This is a genomic window from Ramlibacter tataouinensis (genome assembly GCF_027941915.1).
GTDB lineage: Bacteria > Pseudomonadota > Gammaproteobacteria > Burkholderiales > Burkholderiaceae_C > Ramlibacter > Ramlibacter tataouinensis_C.
Genome location: NZ_CP116009.1, coordinates 3,784,433 through 3,807,551, shown reverse-complemented (window position 1 = coordinate 3,807,551; position 23,119 = coordinate 3,784,433). Strand labels below are relative to the sequence as shown.

Genomic DNA, 23,119 nt, shown 5'->3' with positions numbered 1-23,119 from the left:
CCGGGGCGCGCGTAAGGAATATGACAAGACTTTGCCGCAAAGTCCGTCGGCGCGCATACTCGCGCCGATAACAGATGCGCCAGCCAGGCGCCTTCCCCGCGGAGGATTTTCATGGGCTTGATGGATCGGCTGCTCGGCAAGGGTGGCGCGGGCGGCTCGCGCGCGGCGAGCGCGGCTGCGCAGGGACCGCAATCGACACTGGGCTCGCCGCAGTCGGTGCGCAAGGAGCTGGCCCGGCTGGCGGTGCGCGAGGCGCTGCTGCACAGCGGCATCCCGGCCACCTGGATCCGCGCCGACCCGCTCACCACGGCCTCGCCCGGCCGCGAAACCGGGGTCCATGTGCGGCTGGTGGTGCAGCACTGGGACGCGCGCTTGATGCTGCACGCCGTGCCGCTGCAGGACACGATCGAGAAGCGCATCCAGGCGCTGGACCCCGAGGCCGGGCAGTGGCTGATGGGGCTGTCCTGGCAGTTCGCACTGGACGATGCCTCGGCCTGCCCGCCGCTGCCGCACCCCGGCAGCTGGACGGCCCCCTCGGCGCCCGCCGCCGCGCAGGGCCAGGAGCCGGATGCCAGGCCCGACGCCGCCGCGCACGGGCAGCCGGAAGGCGCGGGCCGACGGGCCGAGCTCGAACGCCTGATGAGCGCACGCGATGCGCAGTTCCGCGCCGAGGAAGAAACCGGCGACGGCTTCGGCAAGACCCAGCCCATGCCGTTCGAGAAGACGCAGCCGATCACCGCGCTGGAGAAGACCCAGGTGATGGAGCGCACCCAGGGGTTCCAGAAGACCCGGCCGATGCAGCCCGAGCCATCCCCGGCGGCGGGCGACGACAAGACCCGGCCGACGGCGCGCCCCGACCAGGGCTGATTCCGCCGATCGAACCGCGCGGCCGGCACGCCACGCTTGCGGGCCCGTGCTCCGCTAGCATCGCAGCCGATGAGCAGTACTGCTGCCGCCCTGCCGGCTGCCGCCCTCTGGACCCGCTTCGGGGCCTTCCTCGCCCCGTTGGTCCTCACCAACGTGCTGCAGGCGCTGTCCGGCACGCTGAACAACATCTACCTGGGCCGCATGCTCGGCACCGATGCCCTGGCGGCGGCGGTGGCCTTCTTTCCCCTGCTGATGTTCCTGATCGCGCTGGTGATCGGGCTGGGCACCGGCAGCTCCATCCTGGCCGGGCAGGCCTGGGGCGCCAGGAAGCCCGAGGTGGTGCAGCGGGTCGCCGGCACCACCCTGGCCGGCGCCGGGGCGCTCGGCCTGCTGGTGATGGGGATCGGGCTGCTGGCGATCGAGCCGGTGCTGCGCGGCCTGCGCACGCCGCCCGAAGTGCTGCCGCAGGCGGTGGCCTATGCCCGGGTGCTGCTGCTGGCGCTGCCCGCGCTGTTCCTGTCGCTGCTGTCGGCGGCGCTGCTGCGCGGCGTGGGCGACAGCATCACGCCGCTGCGCATGCTGGTGATCACCACCGCGGCCAGCATGCTGCTGACGCCCGCCCTGATCCGCGGCTGGCTGGGGCTGCCGCAGCTGGGCGTGGCCAGCGCGGCCTGGGCGGTGCTGGCCGGCAACGTCGCCAGCCTGGGCTGGCTGGCCTGGCATCTTTCCCGGCGCCACCACGTGCTGGCCTGGCCGGGGGTGTCGCGCCACCTGGGGTTCGACGCCGCGCTGCTGGGGCAGGTGGTGCGGCTGGGGCTGCCGACGGCGCTGTTCTTCATCACCGGATCGCTGGCCGACATCGCCCTGCTGTCGCTGGTGAACGCGCACGGGCTGCACGCCACCGCCGCCTGGGGCGCGGTCAACCAGGTGATGGCCTACGTGCAGTTCCCGGCGATCTCGATCTCCATCGCCGCCTCGGTGTTCGCCGCGCAGGCGATCGGCGGCGGACGCCAGGCGCAACTGCCGCAGGTCACGCGCATCGGGCTGGGCATGAACCTGGCGCTCACCGGCGGGCTCGCGTTGCTGGTGGCGCTGCTGGCGCGCCGCGCGGCCGGCCTGTTCGTCGACGACCCGGCGGTGGTCGACCTGGCGACGCAGGCCCTGCGCATCGCCGTGGCCGGCAGCGTGCTGTTCGGCATGGCCAGCGTGCTCAGCGGCGTGATGCGGGCGGCGGGCACCTTGCGCGTGCCCACGCTGATCTCGCTGGGCTGCCTGGCCTTGCTGATGTTCCCGCTCGGCTGGACCTTCGGGCGGACCTTCGGCCTGCCCTGGATCTGGCTGGCCTACCCGGCCACCTACGGCGTCGGCCTGCTGCTGCAGGCGGCGTACTTCTTCGGCGCCTGGACGCGCCGTCCGGTGCGCGCGCTGGTCTGAGGGCGCCGCCTCAGAACAGGTCGCCGGTGCGCGGCGGCGGCGGTCGCACGGTGCGCACGCTGCCCGCCTTGGGCGCCCGCGGCGGCAGCGGCGAAGCCTGGGCCAGCAGCGGCCGGTCCCAGGCGCGGAAGTAGGCCGGCGCGTCCCGCACGCGGCAGGTCAGCCAGTTGCCGTAGTCCTCCGGCTCCAGGATCACCACCATCCGCTTCTCGTCCTCGGGCCGGTGGAAGCGGCGCATCAGCGGGTGGTCGTCGGCGTTGACGGTCAGCATGGCGAAGCTCAGGACCTCGCGCCCGTCCGGGTGCCGCCAGGGTGCCCAGATGCCGGCCACGCCGAACGGCACGAAGCCCTCCTGGTGGATCGCCCAGCGCACGCATTCGCCGCTTTCCCAGTTCGGCTCGTAGATCGCCTCGCACGGGATCACGCAGCGCTGGCCGCGCGCCCAGGCGTCGCGAAAGCTCGGCAGGCGGTCCACCGTTTCGCTGCGGGCGTTGTAGGTTCGGCGGCCGAACGCCAGCTCGGTGGCGAACTGCGGCAGCAGCCCGAAGATGCCGTCGTCCACCACCCGCTCGAAGCCCGAGCCGTCCTGCGCCAGCCGGATGAAGGGCGCCAGGCCCAGCGGCCAGGTGTCGACCGGCTCGTCGTCGCGCTCGCGCACCACGCCGAAGAACGCCAGCAGCCGGTCGCGCCGGCTGACCGGCACGTAGTTGGAGCACATGGGGCGATGCTAGCCCGCTCCGTGTTTTCCCTTTCACCCGTTTGGGGGGAAGTCGGCGGCCGCGCCGGGAATGCCCGCGCCGGCGGGCTGGCCAAGGGTTAGCCAGCTATTGTTTGTGTAGCGGGGGCTTCGTACACTCCCCTCCCCCGCGAGCCGACCGGCGCGGCGAACGAGAGAAGGCGAGGCATGAGTTCCAGGGACAACGCGGCCATCTTCCAGCTGCTGGCGCTGCTGGAGGCGCGCTATGCCATCCGCGTGCTCTGGGCCCTGCGCGACGGCCATCCCCAGACCTTCCGCCTGCTGCAGGACAGCGTGGGCGGCATCACGCCCAACACGCTGAACACCCGCATCAAGGAGCTGCGCGAGGCCGGCCTGATGGGCCGCGTGGCCGAAGGCTATTGCGTCACGCCGGCCGGCGCCGACCTGCTCAAGCGGCTGTCGGACCTGCCGGCCTTCGCGGTGCGCTGGACGGCGTCGCAGGGACGCAAGCGCCAGCCGCCGGCGGCCGACTGAGCGGCACGCGGTTACGGTCGAGCCGGCCCACGTCGGTACACTCGCCGGCCATGATCACGACCCCTTCCGGTCTTCAGTACGAAGACACCGTCCCGGGCACCGGCGCCGAAGCCACCCCCGGCCAGCACGTGCACGTGCACTACACCGGCTGGCTGTACGAGAACGGCCGCGCCGGCGCCAAGTTCGATTCCAGCCACGACCGCAACGACCCCTTCGCCTTCTCCCTGGGCGCCGGCATGGTGATCAAGGGCTGGGACGAAGGCGTGGCCGGCATGAAGGTGGGCGGCAAGCGCACCCTGATCATCCCGCCGCAGCTGGGCTACGGCGCCCGCGGCGCCGGCGGGGTGATCCCGCCGAACGCGACGCTGAAGTTCGAGGTGGAGCTGCTGCAGACGCATTGATCCCCTCCCCCGCGGGGGTACCGTTCGCGCGGAACAGCATGCAGCGCGAACACCCTTTGGACAAGGATCCGGCTTTGCCGGCCCTTGTCCAACCGATCCGAAAACCACGTTGGAATCGCACAGCGATTTCAACGTGGTTGTCTGCGCGCCGTCACCTCGATCTCGATCTTCATCCGCGGGTCGAGCAATCCCGCCTGGATCATCATCGCCGCCGGCCGGGCCGCGCCGAAGTACTGGCGCAGCACCGGCCAGCAGGCCTCGAAGTCCTTGCCGTCGGGCAGCACGTAGGTGACCCGCACCACGTCGTCGAGGCTCGCTTCGGCCTGGGCCAGCGCCGCCGCGATGTTGCGCAGGCATTGCTCGCACTGGGTCGCCACGTCCTCGGCGATGGTCATGGTGGCGTAGTCGAAGCCGGTGGTGCCCGAGACGAACACCCAGTCGCCGTCCACCACCGCGCGCGAGTAGCCGATCTGCGCCTCGAAGGGCGAACCCGAGCTGATCCATTGACGTGCCATGCGAGCCTCCTGCCGCAAAGCCGCTACTGTAGGGGCCGGCGCCTTGCCCATCCGTGGCTGCGGTCGGGGTGGCGCGGCTAGCCCGTTCGGGCTGGCTCAGCCTTTTTTTGCCGGCCGGGCCGGTTCGCCGGCTTGAAAACGAATACCCTGCCCCAAGCTGCTGCGCTGTTTTCACGCCGATCCGACAACATCGAGATGAACCCCGAAGACCCCAAGATCGAACCGACCCTGGATGGTGCCCCGGCCCCGGCCGACCTCAGCACGGAGGAGCGGGAGGCCGCCGCCGCGGCCAACGAGGCCGACCTCGCGGCGTCCCTGGGCGAGCTGGAGACCCTGCGCGCCAAGAACGCCGAGCTGTCCGAACAGTATTTGCGGGCCCAGGCCGAGGTCCAGAACACCCGGCGACGGGCCGACGAGGAGATCGCCAAGGCGCGCAAGTTCGCCGTCGAGAGCTTCGCCGAAAGCCTGCTGCCGGTGTGCGACAGCCTGGAGGCCGGGCTGGCGGTGCAGGAAGCCACCGTCGAGCAGATCCGCGAAGGCTCCGAAGTCACGCTGCGCCAGCTCAAGCAGGCGCTGGAGCGCAACAAGGTGGTGGAGGTCAACCCCGCCGTGGGCGACAAGTTCGACCCGCACCTGCACCAGGCGATCTCCATGGTGCCGGCCCCCGGCCAGGAGCCCAACACCATCGCCTCGGTGCTGCAGAAGGGCTACCTGATCGCCGAGCGGGTGCTGCGGCCGGCCCTGGTGATGGTGGCGGCCCCCCAGTGAGGGCGCGCCAACGGCTTGAAACAACGCGGCTTATCCACAACTAGGCGGCAGATACGGAACAAGGGGGCGCCTGCCCCGCGAGCAAAGCACAGGAGAAGACTGACATGGGCAAGATCATCGGCATCGACCTGGGCACCACGAACTCGTGCGTGTCCATCATGGAGGGCAACACCCCCAAGGTCATCGAGAACAGCGAAGGCGCGCGCACCACGCCTTCCATCGTGGCGTACCAGGAAGACGGCGAGATCCTGGTCGGCGCCTCGGCCAAGCGCCAGGCGGTCACCAACCCGCGCAACACCATCTACGCGGTCAAGCGCCTGATCGGCCGCAAGTTCGAGGAAAAGGAAGTCCAGAAGGACATCCACCTCATGCCCTACCAGATCACCAAGGCCGACAACGGCGACGCCTGGGTGGAAGTGCGCGGCAAGAAGCTGGCGCCGCCGCAGGTCTCGGCCGAGATCCTGCGCAAGATGAAGAAGACCGCCGAGGACTACCTGGGCGAGCCGGTCACCGAGGCCGTGATCACGGTGCCCGCGTACTTCAACGACGCCCAGCGCCAGGCCACCAAGGACGCCGGCCGCATCGCCGGCCTGGACGTCAAGCGCATCATCAACGAGCCGACCGCGGCCGCGCTGGCCTTCGGCCTGGACAAGCAGGAAAAGGGCGACCGCAAGATCGCCGTCTATGACCTGGGCGGCGGCACCTTCGACATCTCCATCATCGAGATCGCCGACGTCGACGGCGAGAAGCAGTTCGAGGTGCTGTCCACCAACGGCGACACCTTCCTGGGCGGCGAGGACTTCGACCAGCGCGTCATCGACTACATCATCTCGGAGTTCAAGAAGGAACAGGCCGTCGACCTGTCCAAGGACGTGCTGGCCCTGCAGCGGCTGAAGGAAGCCGCCGAGAAGGCCAAGATCGAGCTGTCCAACAGCGCCCAGACCGACATCAACCTGCCGTACATCACGGCCGACGCGTCGGGCCCGAAGCACCTGAACATCAAGCTCACCCGCGCCAAGCTGGAAAGCCTGGTCGAGGAGCTGATCGAGCGCACCATCGCGCCCTGCCGCACGGCCATCAAGGACGCGGGCGTCAGCGTCAGCGACATCCACGACGTGATCCTGGTGGGCGGCCAGACCCGCATGCCCAAGGTGCAGGAGAAGGTCAAGGAGTTCTTCGGCCGCGAGCCGCGCAAGGACGTCAACCCCGACGAGGCGGTGGCCGTGGGCGCCGCCATCCAGGGCCAGGTGCTGGGCGGCGACCGCAAGGACGTCCTGTTGCTGGACGTCACCCCGCTGTCGCTGGGCATCGAGACGCTGGGCGGCGTGATGACCAAGATGATCGGCAAGAACACGACCATCCCGACCAAGTTCGCCCAGACCTTCTCCACCGCCGACGACAACCAGCCGGCCGTGACGATCAAGGTGTTCCAGGGCGAGCGCGAGATGGCCAGCGGCAACAAGCTGCTGGGCGAGTTCAACCTGGAGGGCATCCCGCCGGCGCCGCGCGGGCTGCCGCAGATCGAGGTGACCTTCGACATCGACGCCAACGGCATCCTGCACGTGTCCGCCAAGGACAAGGGCACGGGCAAGGAGAACAAGATCACCATCAAGGCGAACTCGGGCCTGTCGGAGGACGAGATCCAGAAGATGGTGAAGGACGCCGAGCTCAACGCCGCCGAGGACAAGAAGAAGCTCGAGCTGGTGCAGGCCCGCAACCAGGGCGAGGCGATGGTGCACAGCGTGCGCAAGAGCCTGAGCGAGTACGGCGACAAGCTCGAGGCCGGCGAGAAGGAGAAGGTCGAGGCCGCGCTGAAGGACGTCGAGGAAGCCCTCAAGGGCGAGGACAAGGCGCAGATCGACGAGAAGACCAACGCACTGATGACGGCCAGCCAGAAGCTGGGCGAGAAGATGTACGCCGACATGCAGCAGGCCCAGGCCGCGCAGGCGGCCGGCGGCGGTGCCGCCGGCGCCGACCAGCCCCAGGGCCCGTCGGCCAGCGCCGCACCGGCCGACGACAACGTGGTCGACGCCGAAGTCAAAGAGGTCAAGAAGGGCTGACCGCGGCGCCCAGCCGATGGAACGCGCGCCGCGTTGGTGAAGAGCCAACGCGGCGTTCGCGCTGAAAGAAACGAACGACGACACGATGGCCACGAAGCGCGACTACTACGAAGTCCTGGGGGTACCCAAGAACGCCTCGGAAGACGAGATCAAGAAGGCTTATCGCAAGCTGGCGATGAAGTTCCACCCCGATCGCAACCAGGGGGAGGCGGCCAAGGAAGCGGAGGTGAAGTTCAAGGAGGCCAAGGAGGCGTACGAGATGCTCTCGGAGGCCGACAAGCGCGCGGCCTACGACCAGTACGGGCACGCCGGGGTCGACCCGAACATGCGCGGCCCCGGCGCCGGCCCGGAAGGCTTCGGCGGCTTTGCCGAGGCCTTCGGCGACATCTTCGGCGACATCTTCGGCCAGGGCCGCGGCGGCGCGCGCGGCGGCCGCCAGGTCTATCGCGGCAACGACCTGTCGTACGCGATGGAGGTCTCGCTGGAGGAAGCGGCGGCGGGCAAGGAAGCCCAGATCCGCATCCCGACCTGGGACCCGTGCGACACCTGCCACGGCAGCGGCGCCAAGCCCGGCACCCAGGCCAAGTCCTGCGGCACCTGCCACGGCGCCGGCGTGGTGCAGATGCGCCAGGGCTTCTTCTCGGTGCAGCAGACCTGCCCGACCTGCCGCGGCGCCGGCAAGATCATCCCCGAGCCCTGCCCGACCTGCCATGGCCAGGGCAAGGTCAAGAAGCAGAAGACCCTCGAGGTGAAGATCCCGGCCGGCATCGACGACGGCATGCGCATCCGCAGCGCCGGCAATGGCGAGCCCGGCCACAACGGCGGCCCGCCGGGCGACCTGTACATCGAGATCCGGCTGAAGAAGCACCCGATCTTCGAGCGCGACGGCGACGACCTGCACTGCGTGGTGCCGATCTCCTTCACCAGCGCCGCGCTGGGCGGCGAGATCGAGGTGCCCACGCTGCAGGGCAAGGCGGCCATCGACATCCCCGAGGGCACCCAGGCCGGCAAGCAGTTCCGCCTGCGCGGCAAGGGCATCAAGGGCGTGCGCTCCAGCTACCCGGGCGACCTGTACTGCCACATCAGCGTGGAGACCCCGGTCAAGCTCACCGAGCACCAGCGCAAGCTGCTCAAGGAACTGGACGACTCGCTCAAGAAAGGCGGCTCGCGCCACTCCCCGGGCGAGGAGAGCTGGAGCGACAAGCTGAAGAACTTCTTCAGCGCCTGACAGGGAGCCCGGGAGGCAGGGAATCCGGAAGTCTGGCGTCCAGGCATCCGGGCCTTCCTGCCGACGTTTGCCTGCGCACTGTCCTCCCAACGCGACAACACCATTGGCTGCCGCAAGCCCGCCCGCCACAATGGCGGGATGTCGCTGAAGCTGTTCAGATCGACCGGCTACCACTCCATCCTGACCCCGGGGGAGGCGCGGCTGGCGCTGCATCCCGGCTGGGCGGTGACGATCGTGGCGGGCTGGGTCGGGCTGGCCAGCAACGTGTGGTTCTGGCAGGCGCTGGCCACCGGCGGCCAGGACGCGCTGCCCGCTGCCGGGTCGGCGCTGGCGCTGTCAGGCGCCGCCGGTTCCGCGCTCAGCCTGTTCGGCTGGCGCCGCACCTTCAAGCTCGCGGCCACCGGCGTGCTGCTGTTCGGCGCGCTGCTGGCCGGCGGCGTCCTGACCCAGGACATCCCGGCGCGCCAGCTGGCCGATCCCGCCCTGCGGCTGTCCACCCTGCTGCCGACCTGGGCCAGCCTGTTCCGCTGGCAGGTGCCCACCCTGCTGGTGCTGCTGGGCGGCATACCGGTGATCTACCTCTGGAACGTCCAGCTGCGGCGCCTGGCCGGCTCCGAGCAGTTCCGCACCAACCTGGCGGGGCTGGTGACCTGGGCGCTGGTGTTCGCCTGCGGCTTCGCCGTGCTCTACGCCACGGCCTGAGCCTCAGAACAGGCACCCCTGGCCCGGCGGCGACGGCGGGCGGAACAGCCCCATGTCCATCTCGATCCGCTCGCGGTTGAACCCCAGCCGCTGCGTCGCCTTGCGGAAGCGCTGTGCCAGCAGCTCGGCCCAGGGGCCGCTGCCTTTCATGCGCGTGGCGAAGTCGGCGTCGTAGTCCTTGCCGCCGCGCATGTCCTGCACGCGTGCCATCACGCGCTGGGCCCGCTGCGGGTAGTGCAGTTCGAGCCACTGGCGGAACAGCGGCGCCACCTCCCAGGGCAGCCGTAGCACGTGGTAGAAGGCGCTGCGCGCGCCGGCGTCCCAGGCGGCTTCCAGCACCTGCTCCATGTCGTCGGTCAGGAACGGGATCTGCGGCGCCAGGCTGACGCCGCACGGCACGCCGTGCTCGGCCAGCGTGCGCAGCAGGCGCAAGCGCCGGTGCGGGGCGGCGGCGCGCGGCTCCAGCTGGCGGGCCAGCTGCGCATCGAGCGTGGTGATGGTGACGTACACCGCCGCGAGCTTGCGGTGCGCCATTGGGGCGATCAGGTCGAGGTCGCGCTCGACCCCGCTCGACTTGGTGACCAGCGAGAACGGATGGTCGGTCTCGTGCAGCACCTCGATCACCGAGCGCGTCAGGCGCAGCTCGCGTTCCACCGGCTGGTAGCAGTCGGTGGCGGTGCCGATGGCGATCATGCGCGGCTGGTACTTCGGCCTTGACAGCTCGCGCCGCAGCACCTCGGCGATGCCGCGCTTGGCGATGATCTTGGTCTCGAAATCCAGCCCGGGCGACAGGTTCAGGTAGCTGTGGGTGGGGCGCGCGTAGCAGTAGATGCAGCCGTGCTCGCAGCCGCGGTACGGGTTCAGGGAGCGGTCGAAGTACACGTCGGGCGAATCGACCTGGCCGACGGCGCTGCGCGGGTCTTCCCAGATCACCTCGGTGGCCGGCGGCAACGGCGCGCCGTCTTCGATGGCGGCATCCCAGCCGTCGTCGAAGGCCTCGCGCTGCTCGCGCTCGAACCGGTGCGGGTGGCGGGTGGCCGTGCCACGGCCCTTGATCGCCTCGACGGGGATGCGGTGGTCGGCCATGCACTGTATTTTCATACAGTTTTCCGGCGGACGCACAAGTGTCGCGCCATGGCCGGGCTGGCCATCACGCCACGCGGGACGCGAATGCGCCTACGCTGTCGCACGGCCTGCCCCGAGCCGGAAGGACCCCATCCCATGGACACCCTGCTGCTCTCGCGCATCCAGTTCGGCGCCAACATCAGCTTCCACATCCTGTTCCCGGCCATCAACATCGCGCTGGCCTGGTTCCTGGTGTATTTCCGGGTGCGCGGCAACGCCGCCCACGGCCGAGCGGGCGAGCAGCACTGGGAAGAGGCGTACTACCTGTGGACCAAGGTGTTCGCGCTCAGCTTCGCCCTGGGGGTGGTGACCGGGGTCACCATGAGCTTCCAGTTCGGCACCAACTGGCCGGGCTACCTGGAGCGGGCCGGCAACATCGCCGGGCCGCTGCTCGGCTACGAGATCCTCAGCGCGTTCTTCCTGGAAGCCACCTTCCTCGGGATCATGCTGTTCGGGCGCAGCCGGGTGTCGGACCGCACGCACCTGTTCGCCTCGCTGATGGTGGCGGGCGGCACCACGCTGTCGGCCTTCTGGATCCTGAGCCTGAACTCCTGGATGCAGACGCCCACCGGCCACAGCATCGTCGACGGCGTGGTGCATGTCGACAGCTGGTGGCAGGTGATCTTCAACCCGTCCTTCCCCTACCGGCTGGCGCACATGCTGCTGGCGTCCACGCTGACGGCGTCGTTCCTGATCGCGGGGCTGTCGGCGTACCAGTACCTGCGCCGCGCCGCCAACGCCGGCAGCGCGCTGGCCCTGCGGACCTCGATCGCGGTGGCCGCGGTGGCCGTGCCGCTGCAGATCCTCGCCGGTGACCTGCATGGCCTGAACACGCTGGAGCACCAGCCGGCCAAGATCGCCGCCCTCGAGGGCATCTGGCACACCGAAAAGGGCGCCGCGCTCACGCTGTTCGGCTTTCCGAACGAAGCCGAGCGCCGCACCGAGTACGCCGTCATGGTGCCCAAGCTCGCCAGCCTGATCCTGGCGCACGACGCGGACGCCGAGATCAAGGGCCTGAACGAGTTCCCCGACGCCCACCCGCCGGTGGCGCCGGTGTTCTGGAGCTTCCGTGTCATGGTGGGCGTGGGCGTGCTGATGCTGGCGGTGTCCTGGTGGATGGCGCTGACCTACTGGCGAAGGCGGCTCGACACCGGCCAGCCGATGCCGCTGTCGCGCTGGCAGTTGCGCGTGCTGACGGCCATGACCTTCTCGGGCTGGGTCGCCACGCTGGCCGGCTGGTGGGTCACCGAGATCGGCCGCCAGCCCTTCATGGTGTACGGCGTGCTGCGCACGGCCGACCTGGTGGCGCCGCACCCGCCCGGCGTGGTGCTCTCGACGCTGGTGGGCTACCTGCTGCTGTACGCCTTCCTGCTGGTCGCCTACGTGGCGGTGCTGATGTACATGACCACCCACCCGGCGCAGCAGCCGCCGCCCACGCCGCAGGGTGCGCGCCCCGGCACCCCGATCGGCGGCCGCGCCTGAAGGAGACCGCCATGGACATCGACTGGGCGACGCTGCTGCCGCTGTTCTTCATGGGCGTGATGGGCCTGGCGCTGCTGGTCTACGTGGTGCTGGACGGCTACGACCTCGGTGTCGGCCTGCTGCTGCCGTTCGCCAGCGACGAGCAGAAGGACGTGATGGTCTCCAGCATCGGTCCGTTCTGGGACGCCAACGAGACCTGGCTGGTGCTGGGCGTGGGCGTGCTGCTGATGGCCTTCCCGCAGGCGCAGGGGCTGGTGCTCAGCAGCCTGTACCTGCCGGTGGCGATCATGCTGCTGGGCCTGATCCTGCGCGGCGTGTCGTTCGACTTCCGGGTCAAGGCGCGCGACCACCACAAGGCCTTGTGGAACCGGCTGTTCGCCATCGGCTCGCTGATGGCGGCTGCCGCGCAGGGATGGATGCTGGGCAGCTACCTGGTGGGCTTCGATCGCGACCGCTGGTCGCTGGCCTTCGCCGCCGGCATCGCGCTGACGCTGCCCACCGCCTACGCGATGATGGGATCGGGCTGGCTGATCATGAAGACCGAAGGCGAGCTGCGGGCCCGGGCCGTCGGCTGGGCGCGCAAGGTGCTGTGGCCGATGGGGCTGGCGCTGGTGGGCATCTCGCTGGCGACACCGGTGATGAGCCAGACCGTGTTCGAGCGCTGGTTCGACATGCCGCAACTGATCGGGCTGCTGCCGATCCCGGTGGCCTGCGCCGCGGCCTTCTATGCGGCCTGGCACGTGATCCAGCGGCCGAACGTGGTGGCCGCCGGCTACGGCTGGATCGTGTTCGCCAGCACCGTGCTGATCTTCGTGATGGCCTTCCTGGGCCTGGCCTACAGCCTGTACCCGTACATCGTGATCGACCGGCTGACGGTCTGGCAGGCCGCCGCCTCGACCGACTCGCTGGTGTTCAGCTTCATCGGCACGGCGATCACGTTCCCGGTGATCACCGCCTACACGATCTACATGTACCGGGTGTTCTGGGGACCGGCGCGGGAGCTGAGCTACGGGGCCGGCGAAGCGGCGCCGCCGGCCGCTTCCGTGCACCGGCCCTGACCGGCCGGCTCAGGCGGGCACGCCGACCCGTTCGCGGGCCCGGGCGTACTCCTGCTTCAGCTTCGCGATGAAGGCGGCCGCCGTGCTGACCTGGTGCACCGCGCCGATGCCCTGGCCGCAGCCCCAGATGTCCTTCCAGGCTTTCTTGGCGCTCTCGCCGCCGCCGAAATCCATCTTGCTGGGGTCGCTCTCGGGCAGGTTGTCCGGGTCCAGGCCGGCGTTGCGGATCGAGGGCTTGAGGTAGTTGCCGTGCACCCCGGTGAACAGGCTCGAGTACACGATGTCGTCGCTGGTGCCCTCGACGATGGCCTGCTTGTAGGCGTCCGAGGCGCGCGCCTCCTCGGTGGCGATGAAGGCCGAGCCGATGTAGGCGAAGTCGGCGCCCATGGCCTGGGCCGCCAGCACCGCACCGCCGGTGGCGATGGCGCCGGACAGCGCCAGCGGGCCGTCGAACCACTCGCGGATCTCCTGCACCAGCGCGAACGGGCTCTTGGTGCCGGCATGGCCGCCGGCGCCGGCCGCCACCGCGATCAGGCCGTCGGCGCCCTTCTCCACCGCCTTGCGCGCGAAGGTGTTGTTGATCACGTCGTGCAGCACCACGCCGCCGTAGCCGTGGATCGCGTCGTTGACGTCGGTGCGCGCGCCCAGCGAGGTGATGATCACCGGCACCTTGTGCCTGACCACCATCTCCATGTCGTGCTCGAGCCGGTCGTTGCTCTTGTGCACGATCTGGTTGATGGCGAACGGCGCGGCCGGCCGGTCCGGGTGCTGGCGGTTCCACGCCGCCAGCGTCTCGGTGATCTCGTGCAGCCACTCGTCCAGCTGCGAGGCCGGCCGGGCGTTGAGCGCCGGCATGGCGCCGATGATCCCCGCCTTGCACTGCTCGATGACCAGCTTGGGGTTGCTGATGATGAACAGCGGCGAGCCGATCACCGGCAGCGAAAGGTTTTGCAGGGCGGGGGGCAGGCGCGACATGGGTCTCCTTCGTCGGTCAGAAAGCGTCCAGCGCCATCGCGGTCACGCTCTCGGCGCCGTCGACGATGGCATCGCGGGCGGCCGGCGCACGCGACAGGATGTGCTCCGCATAGAAGCGGGCGGTGGCGATCTTGGCCTGCATGAAGGCGGTGTCCTCGCCGCGGGCCGCCAGCTCCTCGGCCACCAGCAGCGAGCGCGCCAGCTGCCAGCCGGCCACCAGGTTGCCGGCCAGCAGCAGGTAGGGCACCGACCCGGCGAAGGCCGCGTTCGGGTTGCCGCGGGTCTCGCGGGCGATGAAGTCGACCACGTCGAGGAAGGCCTGGCGCGCCGCCGCCAGCCGCCGCAGCACGGACTGCGCCGCGGCCGAATCGCGGCTGGCCAGCTCACCCTCGGTCTGCTCGATCTGCCCGGCGATCGCCTTGGCCACCTGGCCGCCGTCGCGCGCGGTCTTGCGGCCCACCAGGTCGTTGGCCTGGATCGCCGTCGTGCCCTCGTAGATCGGCAGGATGCGGGCGTCGCGGTAGTACTGGGCGGCGCCGGTTTCCTCGATGAAGCCCATGCCGCCGTGCACCTGCACGCCCAGCGAGGTGACTTCCAGGCTCATCTCGGTGCTGTAGCCCTTGACCAGCGGCACCATGAATTCGTAGAAAGCCTGGTTCTGCTGGCGCACCTGCGCATCGGGGTGGTGGTGCGCGGCGTCGTAGGCGGCGGCGGCCACGCTGGCCATCGCACGGCAGCCCTCGGTGAGCGCGCGCATGGTCATGAGCATGCGGCGCACGTCCGGGTGGTGCACGATCGGCGCGCTGGCATTGACCGAGCCGTCGACGGGCCGCGACTGCACGCGCTCCTTGGCGTACTCGGCGGCCTTCTGGTAGGCGCGCTCGGCGATCGCGATGCCCTGCACGCCCACCGCATAGCGGGCCGCGTTCATCATGATGAACATGTACTCCAGGCCGCGGTTCTCCTGGCCCACCAGGTAGCCCACGGCACCGGGTCCGGTGCCATTCACATTGCTCGCCGCCGTTCCGTCGCCGTACTGCAGCACGGCCGTCGGCGAGGCCTTGATGCCCAGCTTGTGCTCGATGCTGACGCAGTGAACGTCGTTGCGCGCGCCGAGCGAGCCGTCCGGGTTGACCAGGAACTTGGGCACGACGAACAGGCTGATGCCCTTGACGCCCTCCGGCGCACCGGCCACCCGCGCCAGCACGAGGTGGACGATGTTCTCGGCCATGTCGTGCTCGCCGTAGGTGATGAAGATCTTGGTGCCGAACACCTTGTACGTGCCGTCGGGCTGCGGCTCGGCGCGGCTGCGCACCAGCGCCAGGTCGCTGCCGGCCTGCGGCTCGGTCAGGTTCATGGTGCCGGTCCACTCGCCGCTCACCAGCTTGGCCAGGTAGATCGCCTTCAGGTCGTCGGAGCCGGCCGTCAGCAGCGCCTCGATCGCGCCGTCGGTCAGCAGCGGGCACAGGGCGAAGCTGAGGTTGGCCGAGTTGAGCATCTCGCTGCAGGCGGCGCCCACGGTCTTGGGCAGGCCCTGGCCGCCGAAGTCGGCCGGGTGCTGCAGGCCCTGCCAGCCGCCTTCGGTGTACTGGCGGTAGGCCTGGCTGAACCCCGGCGTGGTGCTGACCTGGCCGTCCTTCCAGCTCGAGGGCTCCAGGTCCCCCGGCCGGTTGAGCGGCGCGACCACTTCCTGGTTGAACCTCGCGCACTCCTCCAGCACGGCCTGGGCGGTGTCGAAGCCGGCTTCCTCGAAGCCGGGCAGCCTGGCGATCTCGTCGATCCGCGCCAGGTGGCGGATGTCGAAGAGCATGTCCTTGAGGGGGGCGCGGTAGGTCATCACGGTCTCCAGATGGCGCCATCCCGGGCCAGGCCCGGGATGACGCGGTACTTTGCTGCGCTCAGAGCGCCTTCACCAGCTCCGGCACCGCCTGGAACAGGTCGGCCTCCAGCCCGTAGTCGGCGACGCTGAAGATCGGCGCTTCGGGGTCCTTGTTGATCGCCACGATCACCTTGGAGTCCTTCATGCCGGCCAGGTGCTGGATGGCGCCGCTGATGCCGGCGGCGATGTACAGCTGCGGCGCGACGATCTTGCCGGTCTGGCCGACCTGCAGGTCGTTGGGCGCGTAGCCGGCGTCCACCGCGGCGCGGCTGGCGCCGATGGCGGCACCCAGCTTGTCGGCCAGAGGCGTGATCACCTCGTTGAACTTCTCCGCCGAGCCGAGCGCGCGGCCGCCGGAGACGATGATCTTGGCGGCGGTCAGCTCGGGGCGGTCGCTCTTGGCGATCTCCTGGCCGACGAAGCGGCTCTTGCCGCTGTCGGCCACGGCGCTGGCGCTCTCCACCGCGGCGCTGCCGCCGCTGGCCGGCGCGGCATCGAAGCCGGTGGTGCGCACCGTGATCACCTTCACCGGGTCCGCGCTCTGCACGATGGCGATGGCGTTGCCGGCGTAGATCGGGCGCTCGAAGGTGTCGGGGCTGTCGACCTTGGTGATGTCCGAGACCTGGGCCACGTCCAGCTTGGCGGCCACGCGCGGGGCGATGTTCTTGCCGCTGGCGGTGGCCGGGAACAGGATGTGGCTGTAGTTGCCGGCGATCGCCAGCACCTGGGCCGCGACGTTCTCGGCCAGGCCGTGGGCGAACTGCTCGCCGTCGGCGTGGATCACCTTGGCCACGCCGGCGATCTGCGCGGCGGCCTTGGCCGCTTCGCCGGCGTTGTGGCCGGCCACCAGCACGTGGACGTCGCCGCCACAGGCCGCGGCCGCGGTGACGGTGTTGAGGGTGGCGCCCTTGATGGACGCATTGTCGTGTTCTGCGATGACGAGGGAGGTCATGAATCTGTTCCTTGATGTGGGCAGTCGGCCCGCCTTCACTTCGTCGTCCTCCGCGAAAGGCGGAGGATCCGGCGCAACGCGCCTGCGGCGCTCATGCGCTCGCGCTGCGTGGATTCCCGCCTTCGCGGGAATGACGGGGGCCGGCGGATGACGAAGCGGGTCAGATCACCTTCGCTTCGTTCTTCAGCTTGTCGACCAGCGTCGCCACGTCGGCCACCTTCTGGCCGGCGCTGCGCTTGGGCGGCTCCATGACCTTCAGCGTCTTGAGCCGCGGCGCGACGTCCACGCCCAGGTCGGCCGGGGTCACGGTGTCGAGCGGCTTCTTCTTGGCCTTCATGATGTTGGGCAGCGTGACGTAGCGCGGCTCGTTCAGGCGCAGGTCGGTGGTCACCACCGCCGGCAGCGTGACCGACACGGTCTCCAGGCCGCCATCGACTTCGCGCGTGACCTGGGCCTTGCCGTCGGCCACTTCCACCTTGCTGGCGAAGGTGGCCTGCGGCAGGTCGGCCAGCGCCGCCAGCATCTGGCCGGTCTGGTTGGCGTCGTCGTCGATCGCCTGCTTGCCCAGGATCACCAGGCCGGGCTGCTCCTTGTCGACCAGGGCCTTGAGCAACTTGGCGACCGCCAGCGGTTGCAGCTCCTCGTCGGTCTGCACCAGGATCGCGCGGTCGGCGCCGATCGCCATGGCGGTGCGCAGGGTCTCCTGGCACTGCTGCACGCCGCAGGACACCGCGATGACCTCGGCGGCCACGCCCTTTTCCTTCAGGCGCACCGCCTCCTCCACCGCGATCTCGTCGAACGGGTTCATGCTCATCTTCACATTGGCGATGTCCACACCCGTGTTGTCCGACTTGACGCGGACCTTCACGTTGTAGTCCACCACCCGCTTGACCGGGACGAGAACCTTCATCAGGGGGCTCCTAAAGGGAAGAATTGACGTTGACGTAAAGCCCAAAATTCTATGCCGCACTGCGGCATGGGCTAGAGGCAAAAAAGAACGGTCGTTCACTTTTGATTATAGGGAGCCCCGCCGCCGGGGCCGGGCGCATGCGCCTGCCTCTGTCGTCGCGACGACATTCGATCGACCGCGCGGTCGATGAATTCGGGTATTTCTGGACCGACATTCGTCAAGGGCGGGCATACAGTGCCGCGACCCCCCTCGCAAGGAGCTTTTCACCATGAAACGCCTGTCGCTCTCGGCCGCCGCACTGGCCGCCGCCTTCGCCTGTGCCCCGGCTGCCGCGGAGACGGTGCTCACGCTCTCGAGTTGGGTGCCGCCCACCCATGCGCTGACCCTGGCCCAGAAGGAATGGTGCGACCTGGTCGCGCAGAAGGCCGCCGGCAAGATCAAGTGCAACCAGCTCCCGCGCGCCGTCGCCGCACCGCCCGGCACCTTCGATGCGGTCAAGAACGGCCTGGCCGACGTGTCCTTCACCGTCCACGGCTACACCCCCGGCCGCTTCGTGCTGACGCAGATGGCCGAATTCCCGTTCCTGGGCGACAGCGCCGAGCCGCTCTCGGTGGCGTTCAACCGGGTGGCCGCCAAGCACCCCGAGTTCGCCAAGGAGCACGCCGGCGTCCACGTGCTGACCTACTTCACCCACGGCCCGGGCATGGTGCTCAACACCAAGAAGCCGGTGGCCAAGCTGGAGGACCTGCAGGGCCTGAAGTGGCGCGTGGGCGGCGGCATGGTCAACGAGATCGCCAAGACGCTGGGCATGAACGTCACGCTCAAGCCGGCGCCCGAGTCCTACGAGCTGCTGTCGGGCGGCGTGATGGACGGCACCCTGTTCCCGGCCGAGTCGGTCGATTCGTTCAAGCTCGACAAGCTGATCAAGTACGCCACCACCTTCCCCGGCGGCCTGTACAACACCAGCTTCGTCTTCATGATGAACGAGGACAAGTACAAGAAGCTCAGCCCGGAGGAGAAGAAGGCCGTCGACGACGCCTCCGGCGAAGTCGCCGCGCGCATCTTCGGGCGCGGCTGGGACAAGGTCGACAACAAGGCCCTCGAGAACATGAAGGCCAACGGCGTGCAGTTCACCAAGGCCGACGCCAAGTTCGTCAACGACGTCAAGTCGCACACCTCCAAGCTGGAGGAAAAGTGGGCCAAGGACGCCGAGGCCAAGGGCCTGAAGGACGCGGCCAAGGTGCTGGCCGAGTTCCGCTCCGAGATCGCGAAGGCTTCCAAATAAGCACAGGCCGGCCCGAACGGAAGGCGGCATCCTCTGCCCGGAGGTGCCGCCTTCGCACATGGAGCGCCCGCCGTCCGCGGCGCGCCTGACGGAAGTCCCCCGATGAAGAAAACCCTCGTGCTGCTGTGCGGCCTGCTGTCCGGCGCCGCGCTGTTCGGCATCATGGCCCTGACGTTCTTCGACGTGCTGGGCCGCAAGTTCCTCAGCAACTCCATCCCGGGCTCGCTCGAGGTCACCGAGCTGCTGATGGTGGTGGTGATCTTCGCCGCGCTGCCGCTGGTGTCCGAGCGCGGCGAACACGTCGAGTTCGACTCGCTCGATCCCTACCTGCCCGGCTGGCTGCGCCGCCTCCAGGCCGTCGTCGTGCACCTGCTGTGCGCGGCCGCCCTGCTGGCGCTGGGCTGGCTGATGTGGCGCACCGGCAACCAGTTCCTGGCCAGCGGCGAGACCACCGCCCAGTTGCAGGTCCTCAAGGCGCCGTTCCTGTACGGCATGAGCGTGCTGTGCGCCATCACCGGCGCCGTCCACCTGTGGCTGATGGGCCAGGAGCCGGTGGACCGCGCCGAGGGCGAAGGAGCCGCGCTGTGACCGAAGCCCTGCTCGGATTCGCCGCGATCTTCGCGCTCGCCCTCATCCGGGTGCCGCTGGCGTTCGCCATGGGCCTGGTCGGCTTCGCCGGCATCGGACTGACGCGCGGCTGGACGCCGGCGCTGGCCAGCACCTCGCAGGCCGTCTATGAAACCGGCTTCGCCTACACGCTGTCGGTGGTGCCGCTGTTCATCCTGATGGGCAACTTCGTGGCCCGGGCCGGCCTGGCGCACGAGCTGTTCCAGGCGGCGTACTCCTTCGTCGGCCACGTGCGCGGCGGGCTGGCCCACGCCACGGTGGCGGCCTGCGCCGGCTTCGGCGCGATCTGCGGCTCGTCCATCGCCACCGCCGCCACCATGAGCAAGGTGGCCTATCCGTCGATGCGAAAGCTGGGCTACAGCGAGGCCCTGTCCACCGGCGTGATGGCGGCCGGCGGCACGCTGGGGATCATGATCCCGCCGTCCACCATCCTGGTCATCTACGGGATCATCACCCAGACCAACATCGGCAAGCTGTTCGCCGCCGGGGTCATCCCCGGCGCGCTGACCGCGCTCGCGCTGATGGCGGCCATTTCCTACCTGACGGCGCGCGACCCCGAGCATGCGCCGCCCGGCGAGCGCGCCAGCTGGCCCGAGCGCTGGCAGGCCGTGCGCGGCATCTGGGGCGTGGCGGTGCTGGTGGTGGTGGTGCTGGGCGGCATCTACGGCGGCTTCTTCACCGCCACCGAGGGCGCCGGCTTCGGTGCGTTCGGCGCCTTCCTGTTCGCCCTGGGGCGGCGTCGGCTGACCTGGGCCATCCTCTACCAGGTGCTGGTGGAGTCGGCCCGCACCACGGCCATGCTGTTCACGCTGCTGATCGCCGCCACCATCTTCGCCAACTTCGTGAACTTCACGACCATGCCGGGCGACCTGCGCGACTGGATCACCCACCTGGGCCTGTCGCCCACCATGGTCGTGGTGGCGATGATGGCGATCTACGTGGTGCTGGGCACGGTGATGGAGGAGCTGACGATGGTGCTGCTGACCATCCCCCTGTTCTTCCCCATCGTCACCAGCATGGGGTTCGACCCGATCTGGTTCGGCGTGCTGATCGTGATGGTGGTGCAGATCGGCCTGATCTCGCCGCCGGTGGGCATGAACCTGTTCGTGCTCAACTCGCTGCTGCCCGGCGTCGGCCTGCCGACCATCTTCCGCGGCTGCTGGCCGTTCGTGGCGGTGATGGTGCTGATGCTGGGGCTGCTGGTCGCGTTCCCACAGCTCAGCCTGTGGCTGCCGTCGCTGATGGGGTGAAGCGGTCCGGCCCCTCCGGCGGGCCCGCAGCTTGAGGCGTCTCAAGGCCTGCGGTCCGCATCCTGGCTAGATTGGCCTGTTGCCGGCACCCGCTGGCAAAAGGAGATCGGCCATGTTCTTCGCCCAACTCTTGCGCTCGCTCGCCGGTGCGATCGTTCCAACGGCCCAGGCCCACTGCGACACCACCGACGGCCCCGCGGTCACCGACGGCCGCCGTGCACTCGCCACCGGCAACATCAACCACGCCCTCAAGTGGATCCAGGCCGACGGCGAGGCCGAGCTGAAGGAGGTTTTCACCAAGGCGCTGGCCGTGCGCAAGCTCGGCCCGCAAGCCGCCGAGGTCGCCGACCGGCTGTTCCTGGAAACCCTGGTGCGGATCCACCGCATGGGCGAGGGCGTCGGCTTCACCGGCATCCAGCCGACCGGTGCGCATGTCGAGCCGATCGTCGCGGCAGCGGACCGGGCGCTCGAAACCGGCGATGACCGGGAAGTCCGCGCACTGGCGCCCGCGGAACGCCGCGACGAGTTGCATCGGCGCTTCCACGCGGCACTGGGCAAGAAGGGCTTCGACGTCGATGACGTTCCCGCGGCCCGCGACTACGTCGCCGCCTACGTGAGCTTCTTCAAGTACGCCGAGGGCGAGGACCACGACCACGGCCACCCTGTCCCTGCCGGCGGCGCGCATGCGCACCCTGCGGAGCACCGCCACTGAGGTGGCGCGCTGGACGCCCCTCGTGCGCATCCGCGGGCGCTCCATGCAGCCCACGCTGGCGCCCGGCCGGCTGCTGCTGACGCGCCCGCCGTTGGGGCGGGTCGCCGTCGGTGACATCGTGGTGATCACCGCCGCGCCGGGCACCCGCTACGTCAAGCGGGTCGCGGCCGGGCCGGGCGATCTCGTCGAACTCGAAGCCGGCCGCCTGTACGTCAACGATCGTCCGTGGGACGGGCAGCCCCGGGTCGCCGGCGCGCGGGTGCAGTCCTGGCGCGTGCCCGAGGGCCACTGGTTCGTCGTCGGCGACGACCTGCAGGCCTCGGACGACTCGCGCGTGTGGCCGCGGCCGTTCGTCGCGGCTTCCCGGATCAGCGGGGTGGCGCTGGGCCGCTGGCGGCGTCCCGGCCTCGCCGCCTCGGCAAGCGCGGCTACCCGCGGACCAGCTCGATGCCGCTCTCGCGCAGCCCCTTGAGCACGGCCAGGTTCACGTCCGAGCGCACATTCAACTGCAGCGTGCTGGCATCGGGGATCCAGAACTGCACCGTGAACTCCAGCCCGTTCGGCAGGAAACGGCCCAGCCGCGCAGCGGGCGGCGGATCGCTCATCACGAGGGGCACCGAGCGCGCGGCGGCCACCAGCACCTGCTGCACCCGTTCCACGTCGCTGTCGGCCACCACCGTCACGTCGGTGGTCACCATCACCTTGGGATCGGCCGCGGACAGGTTCTCGGTGCGCTCGATGATCAGCTTCTCGTTGGGCACGAACGCCTCGCGCCCGTTGGCCGCCCGGATCCGGGTGTAGCGGGTCTTGATGTCCAGCACCCGGCCCTCGAAGTTGTCGACCTTGACCAGGTCGCCGATGCGCAGCGAGCGCTCGAACAGGATCACGAAGCCGCTGATGTAGTTGGACGCCAGCTTCTGCAGGCCGAAGCCCAGGCCCACGCCGAGGGCGCCGCCCAGCACCGACAGCGCCGTCAGGTCGATGCCGGTGGCCGACAGCGCGAACAGCAGCGCCACCAGCAGCAGGACCGAGCGGATCGCGTTGGCCGCCACCTTGCGCAGCGAGAGGTCCTGCACCGCCGGCTGCAGCACCCGCCGCTCGAGCACCGCCGAGGCCCACAGCGCGCCCACCAGCACCACGCCGGCCCACAGCAGCCCCTCGAGCAGCGTCAGCACGCTCACGCGCGACTTGCCGAAGGCGAACTGGAAGGCGTCCAGCTGGGCCATCACGGCCGGCAGCACGCCCGCCACCCACAGCGCCGCGGCGATCCAGGCGAGCCAGGAGAACACCCGCTCCACCAGCCGCGCCAGCCCCGAGTTCGGGAAGGCGACCGTCAGCACGCGGGCGATGAACCGGATGCCGGCCAGCGACAGCAGCACCGGCACCGCCAGCCGCAGCAGCGCCAGCGGCAGGTAGTCGTCCAGGATGGCCCGCGCGGTGGTCACCAGCGCCAGCGCCAGCAGCGGGAACAGCAGGCCATCGACCACGATGCGGCCGAACCAGACCGAGCCGGGGTGGCGCCCGCGGCCCATCCACCACGACAGGCCGGCCGCCAGCAGCAGGCAGCCGAGCAGCACCCCCGCCTCCACTGGGAGGCCGGGATGGTCCAGGCTGAGGATCAGGCGTCGCAGCGGGTTCATGCGGCCGCGCCCCGGGAC

At 69.8% G+C, this 23,119-nt stretch carries 23 protein-coding genes; 15 read left to right on the top strand and 8 right to left on the bottom strand.

What is annotated here, in order from left to right; genetic code table 11:
* Positions 1 to 111: 111 nt before the first annotated feature.
* Both PE066_RS18285 and PE066_RS18280 read left to right on the top strand, forming a co-directional pair.
* Complete coding sequence (locus PE066_RS18285; RefSeq protein WP_271233957.1) at positions 112 to 867, top strand: hypothetical protein; 756 nt, start codon at positions 112 to 114, stop codon at positions 865 to 867.
* A gap of 69 nt (positions 868 to 936) precedes the next feature.
* Positions 937 to 2,301: an MATE family efflux transporter gene (locus PE066_RS18280; protein WP_271233956.1), complete on the top strand. Its 1,365-nt coding sequence runs from the start codon at positions 937 to 939 to the stop codon at positions 2,299 to 2,301.
* Positions 2,302 to 2,311: 10 nt separating this feature from the next.
* Here PE066_RS18280 and PE066_RS18275 read toward each other — a convergent pair whose 3' ends face one another.
* A complete protein-coding gene (locus PE066_RS18275; protein ID WP_271233955.1) occupies positions 2,312 to 3,019 on the bottom strand; it encodes an SOS response-associated peptidase in 708 nt (235 codons plus the stop codon).
* A gap of 186 nt (positions 3,020 to 3,205) precedes the next feature.
* Here PE066_RS18275 and PE066_RS18270 point away from each other — a divergent pair, with 186 nt between their 5' ends.
* Together PE066_RS18270 and PE066_RS18265 are read left to right on the top strand one after the other, a co-directional pair.
* Positions 3,206 to 3,532, top strand: coding sequence for a winged helix-turn-helix transcriptional regulator (locus tag PE066_RS18270; protein ID WP_271233954.1), 327 nt, complete (start codon positions 3,206 to 3,208; stop codon positions 3,530 to 3,532).
* A 50-nt stretch (positions 3,533 to 3,582) separates the two neighbouring features.
* Positions 3,583 to 3,933, top strand: a complete 351-nt coding sequence (locus tag PE066_RS18265; RefSeq protein ID WP_271233953.1) for an FKBP-type peptidyl-prolyl cis-trans isomerase — start codon at positions 3,583 to 3,585, stop codon at positions 3,931 to 3,933.
* A gap of 128 nt (positions 3,934 to 4,061) precedes the next feature.
* Here the strand turns inward: PE066_RS18265 and PE066_RS18260 are convergent, their stop codons facing one another.
* Positions 4,062 to 4,448: a RidA family protein gene (locus PE066_RS18260; RefSeq protein ID WP_271233952.1), complete on the bottom strand. Its 387-nt coding sequence runs from the start codon at positions 4,446 to 4,448 to the stop codon at positions 4,062 to 4,064.
* A gap of 195 nt (positions 4,449 to 4,643) precedes the next feature.
* Between PE066_RS18260 and grpE the strand changes: the two genes are divergently transcribed.
* The 4 genes from grpE (at position 4,644) to PE066_RS18240 (ending at position 9,206) form a co-directional block, all read left to right on the top strand.
* Complete coding sequence (gene grpE, locus PE066_RS18255) at positions 4,644 to 5,216, top strand: nucleotide exchange factor GrpE (protein WP_271233951.1); 573 nt, start codon at positions 4,644 to 4,646, stop codon at positions 5,214 to 5,216.
* Positions 5,217 to 5,320: 104 nt separating this feature from the next.
* Positions 5,321 to 7,276: a molecular chaperone DnaK gene (dnaK, locus tag PE066_RS18250; protein WP_271233950.1), complete on the top strand. Its 1,956-nt coding sequence runs from the start codon at positions 5,321 to 5,323 to the stop codon at positions 7,274 to 7,276.
* A gap of 85 nt (positions 7,277 to 7,361) precedes the next feature.
* A complete protein-coding gene (dnaJ, locus tag PE066_RS18245; protein WP_271233949.1) occupies positions 7,362 to 8,504 on the top strand; it encodes a molecular chaperone DnaJ in 1,143 nt (380 codons plus the stop codon).
* 138 nt (positions 8,505 to 8,642) lie between these two features.
* On the top strand, positions 8,643 to 9,206 hold the full coding sequence (locus tag PE066_RS18240) for a hypothetical protein (protein WP_271233948.1): 564 nt from the start codon (positions 8,643 to 8,645) through the stop codon (positions 9,204 to 9,206).
* A 3-nt stretch (positions 9,207 to 9,209) separates the two neighbouring features.
* Here PE066_RS18240 and PE066_RS18235 read toward each other — a convergent pair whose 3' ends face one another.
* Complete coding sequence (locus PE066_RS18235) at positions 9,210 to 10,292, bottom strand: PA0069 family radical SAM protein (protein ID WP_271233947.1); 1,083 nt, start codon at positions 10,290 to 10,292, stop codon at positions 9,210 to 9,212.
* A gap of 135 nt (positions 10,293 to 10,427) precedes the next feature.
* On the opposite strand from PE066_RS18235, the gene PE066_RS18230 reads away from it, so the two are divergent.
* Both PE066_RS18230 and PE066_RS18225 read left to right on the top strand, forming a co-directional pair.
* Complete coding sequence (locus tag PE066_RS18230; protein WP_271233946.1) at positions 10,428 to 11,813, top strand: cytochrome ubiquinol oxidase subunit I; 1,386 nt, start codon at positions 10,428 to 10,430, stop codon at positions 11,811 to 11,813.
* Between the two features lie 11 nt (positions 11,814 to 11,824).
* The gene (locus PE066_RS18225) at positions 11,825 to 12,871 is read left to right on the top strand and encodes a cytochrome d ubiquinol oxidase subunit II (RefSeq protein WP_271233945.1); all 1,047 of its coding nucleotides are present in this window, start codon (positions 11,825 to 11,827) and stop codon (positions 12,869 to 12,871) included.
* Between the two features lie 9 nt (positions 12,872 to 12,880).
* On the opposite strand, the gene PE066_RS18220 is transcribed toward PE066_RS18225, so the two are convergent.
* From PE066_RS18220 to PE066_RS18205, 4 genes are all read right to left on the bottom strand, one after another.
* Positions 12,881 to 13,846 carry an NAD(P)H-dependent flavin oxidoreductase gene (locus PE066_RS18220; RefSeq protein ID WP_271233944.1) on the bottom strand — a complete coding sequence of 322 codons (966 nt, stop codon included), beginning with the start codon at positions 13,844 to 13,846 and terminating at the stop codon, positions 12,881 to 12,883.
* A gap of 16 nt (positions 13,847 to 13,862) precedes the next feature.
* The gene (locus tag PE066_RS18215) at positions 13,863 to 15,683 is read right to left on the bottom strand and encodes an acyl-CoA dehydrogenase (RefSeq protein ID WP_271233943.1); all 1,821 of its coding nucleotides are present in this window, start codon (positions 15,681 to 15,683) and stop codon (positions 13,863 to 13,865) included.
* Between the two features lie 61 nt (positions 15,684 to 15,744).
* Positions 15,745 to 16,677 (bottom strand): electron transfer flavoprotein subunit alpha/FixB family protein, encoded by a 933-nt coding sequence (locus PE066_RS18210; protein WP_271233942.1) that lies wholly within the window; start codon positions 16,675 to 16,677, stop codon positions 15,745 to 15,747.
* A 160-nt stretch (positions 16,678 to 16,837) separates the two neighbouring features.
* On the bottom strand, positions 16,838 to 17,587 hold the full coding sequence (locus PE066_RS18205; protein WP_271233941.1) for an electron transfer flavoprotein subunit beta/FixA family protein: 750 nt from the start codon (positions 17,585 to 17,587) through the stop codon (positions 16,838 to 16,840).
* Between the two features lie 268 nt (positions 17,588 to 17,855).
* Here PE066_RS18205 and PE066_RS18200 point away from each other — a divergent pair, with 268 nt between their 5' ends.
* The 5 genes from PE066_RS18200 to lepB all read left to right on the top strand — a co-directional run bounded on the left by PE066_RS18200 (position 17,856) and on the right by lepB (position 21,933).
* On the top strand, positions 17,856 to 18,872 hold the full coding sequence (locus tag PE066_RS18200; RefSeq protein ID WP_271233940.1) for a TRAP transporter substrate-binding protein: 1,017 nt from the start codon (positions 17,856 to 17,858) through the stop codon (positions 18,870 to 18,872).
* A gap of 102 nt (positions 18,873 to 18,974) precedes the next feature.
* A complete protein-coding gene (locus tag PE066_RS18195) occupies positions 18,975 to 19,460 on the top strand; it encodes a TRAP transporter small permease (RefSeq protein ID WP_271233939.1) in 486 nt (161 codons plus the stop codon).
* Entirely contained in the window at positions 19,457 to 20,749 is a 1,293-nt protein-coding gene (locus PE066_RS18190) for a TRAP transporter large permease (protein ID WP_271233938.1), read from the top strand. Before PE066_RS18195 ends, PE066_RS18190 begins: the two co-directional genes overlap by 4 nt.
* A 112-nt stretch (positions 20,750 to 20,861) precedes the next feature.
* Positions 20,862 to 21,461 carry a DUF6448 family protein gene (locus PE066_RS18185; protein ID WP_271233937.1) on the top strand — a complete coding sequence of 200 codons (600 nt, stop codon included), beginning with the start codon at positions 20,862 to 20,864 and terminating at the stop codon, positions 21,459 to 21,461.
* Positions 21,433 to 21,933, top strand: a complete 501-nt coding sequence (lepB, locus tag PE066_RS18180; protein WP_271233936.1) for a signal peptidase I — start codon at positions 21,433 to 21,435, stop codon at positions 21,931 to 21,933. The genes PE066_RS18185 and lepB overlap by 29 nt, the downstream gene beginning before the upstream one ends.
* Here lepB and PE066_RS18175 read toward each other — a convergent pair.
* The gene (locus PE066_RS18175; protein ID WP_271233935.1) at positions 21,890 to 23,101 is read right to left on the bottom strand and encodes a mechanosensitive ion channel family protein; all 1,212 of its coding nucleotides are present in this window, start codon (positions 23,099 to 23,101) and stop codon (positions 21,890 to 21,892) included. The genes lepB and PE066_RS18175 overlap by 44 nt on opposite strands.
* Positions 23,102 to 23,119: the final 18 nt, after the last annotated feature.

Coding starts and splice junctions, on each gene's coding strand:
- PE066_RS18220 (WP_271233944.1), bottom strand. CDS start 13,846: ATGTCGCGCCTGCCCCCCGCCCTGCAAAACCTTTCGCTGCCGGTGATC.
- PE066_RS18225 (WP_271233945.1), top strand. CDS start 11,825: ATGGACATCGACTGGGCGACGCTGCTGCCGCTGTTCTTCATGGGCGTG.
- PE066_RS18215 (WP_271233943.1), bottom strand. CDS start 15,683: ATGACCTACCGCGCCCCCCTCAAGGACATGCTCTTCGACATCCGCCAC.
- PE066_RS18195 (WP_271233939.1), top strand. CDS start 18,975: ATGAAGAAAACCCTCGTGCTGCTGTGCGGCCTGCTGTCCGGCGCCGCG.
- PE066_RS18275 (WP_271233955.1), bottom strand. CDS start 3,019: ATGTGCTCCAACTACGTGCCGGTCAGCCGGCGCGACCGGCTGCTGGCG.
- dnaK (WP_271233950.1), top strand. CDS start 5,321: ATGGGCAAGATCATCGGCATCGACCTGGGCACCACGAACTCGTGCGTG.
- PE066_RS18235 (WP_271233947.1), bottom strand. CDS start 10,292: ATGGCCGACCACCGCATCCCCGTCGAGGCGATCAAGGGCCGTGGCACG.
- PE066_RS18285 (WP_271233957.1), top strand. CDS start 112: ATGGGCTTGATGGATCGGCTGCTCGGCAAGGGTGGCGCGGGCGGCTCG.
- PE066_RS18270 (WP_271233954.1), top strand. CDS start 3,206: ATGAGTTCCAGGGACAACGCGGCCATCTTCCAGCTGCTGGCGCTGCTG.
- lepB (WP_271233936.1), top strand. CDS start 21,433: ATGCGCACCCTGCGGAGCACCGCCACTGAGGTGGCGCGCTGGACGCCC.
- PE066_RS18280 (WP_271233956.1), top strand. CDS start 937: ATGAGCAGTACTGCTGCCGCCCTGCCGGCTGCCGCCCTCTGGACCCGC.
- PE066_RS18260 (WP_271233952.1), bottom strand. CDS start 4,448: ATGGCACGTCAATGGATCAGCTCGGGTTCGCCCTTCGAGGCGCAGATC.
- PE066_RS18205 (WP_271233941.1), bottom strand. CDS start 17,587: ATGAAGGTTCTCGTCCCGGTCAAGCGGGTGGTGGACTACAACGTGAAG.
- PE066_RS18210 (WP_271233942.1), bottom strand. CDS start 16,677: ATGACCTCCCTCGTCATCGCAGAACACGACAATGCGTCCATCAAGGGC.
- PE066_RS18200 (WP_271233940.1), top strand. CDS start 17,856: ATGAAACGCCTGTCGCTCTCGGCCGCCGCACTGGCCGCCGCCTTCGCC.
- PE066_RS18185 (WP_271233937.1), top strand. CDS start 20,862: ATGTTCTTCGCCCAACTCTTGCGCTCGCTCGCCGGTGCGATCGTTCCA.
- PE066_RS18230 (WP_271233946.1), top strand. CDS start 10,428: ATGGACACCCTGCTGCTCTCGCGCATCCAGTTCGGCGCCAACATCAGC.
- dnaJ (WP_271233949.1), top strand. CDS start 7,362: ATGGCCACGAAGCGCGACTACTACGAAGTCCTGGGGGTACCCAAGAAC.
- PE066_RS18265 (WP_271233953.1), top strand. CDS start 3,583: ATGATCACGACCCCTTCCGGTCTTCAGTACGAAGACACCGTCCCGGGC.
- grpE (WP_271233951.1), top strand. CDS start 4,644: ATGAACCCCGAAGACCCCAAGATCGAACCGACCCTGGATGGTGCCCCG.
- PE066_RS18175 (WP_271233935.1), bottom strand. CDS start 23,101: ATGAACCCGCTGCGACGCCTGATCCTCAGCCTGGACCATCCCGGCCTC.
- PE066_RS18240 (WP_271233948.1), top strand. CDS start 8,643: ATGTCGCTGAAGCTGTTCAGATCGACCGGCTACCACTCCATCCTGACC.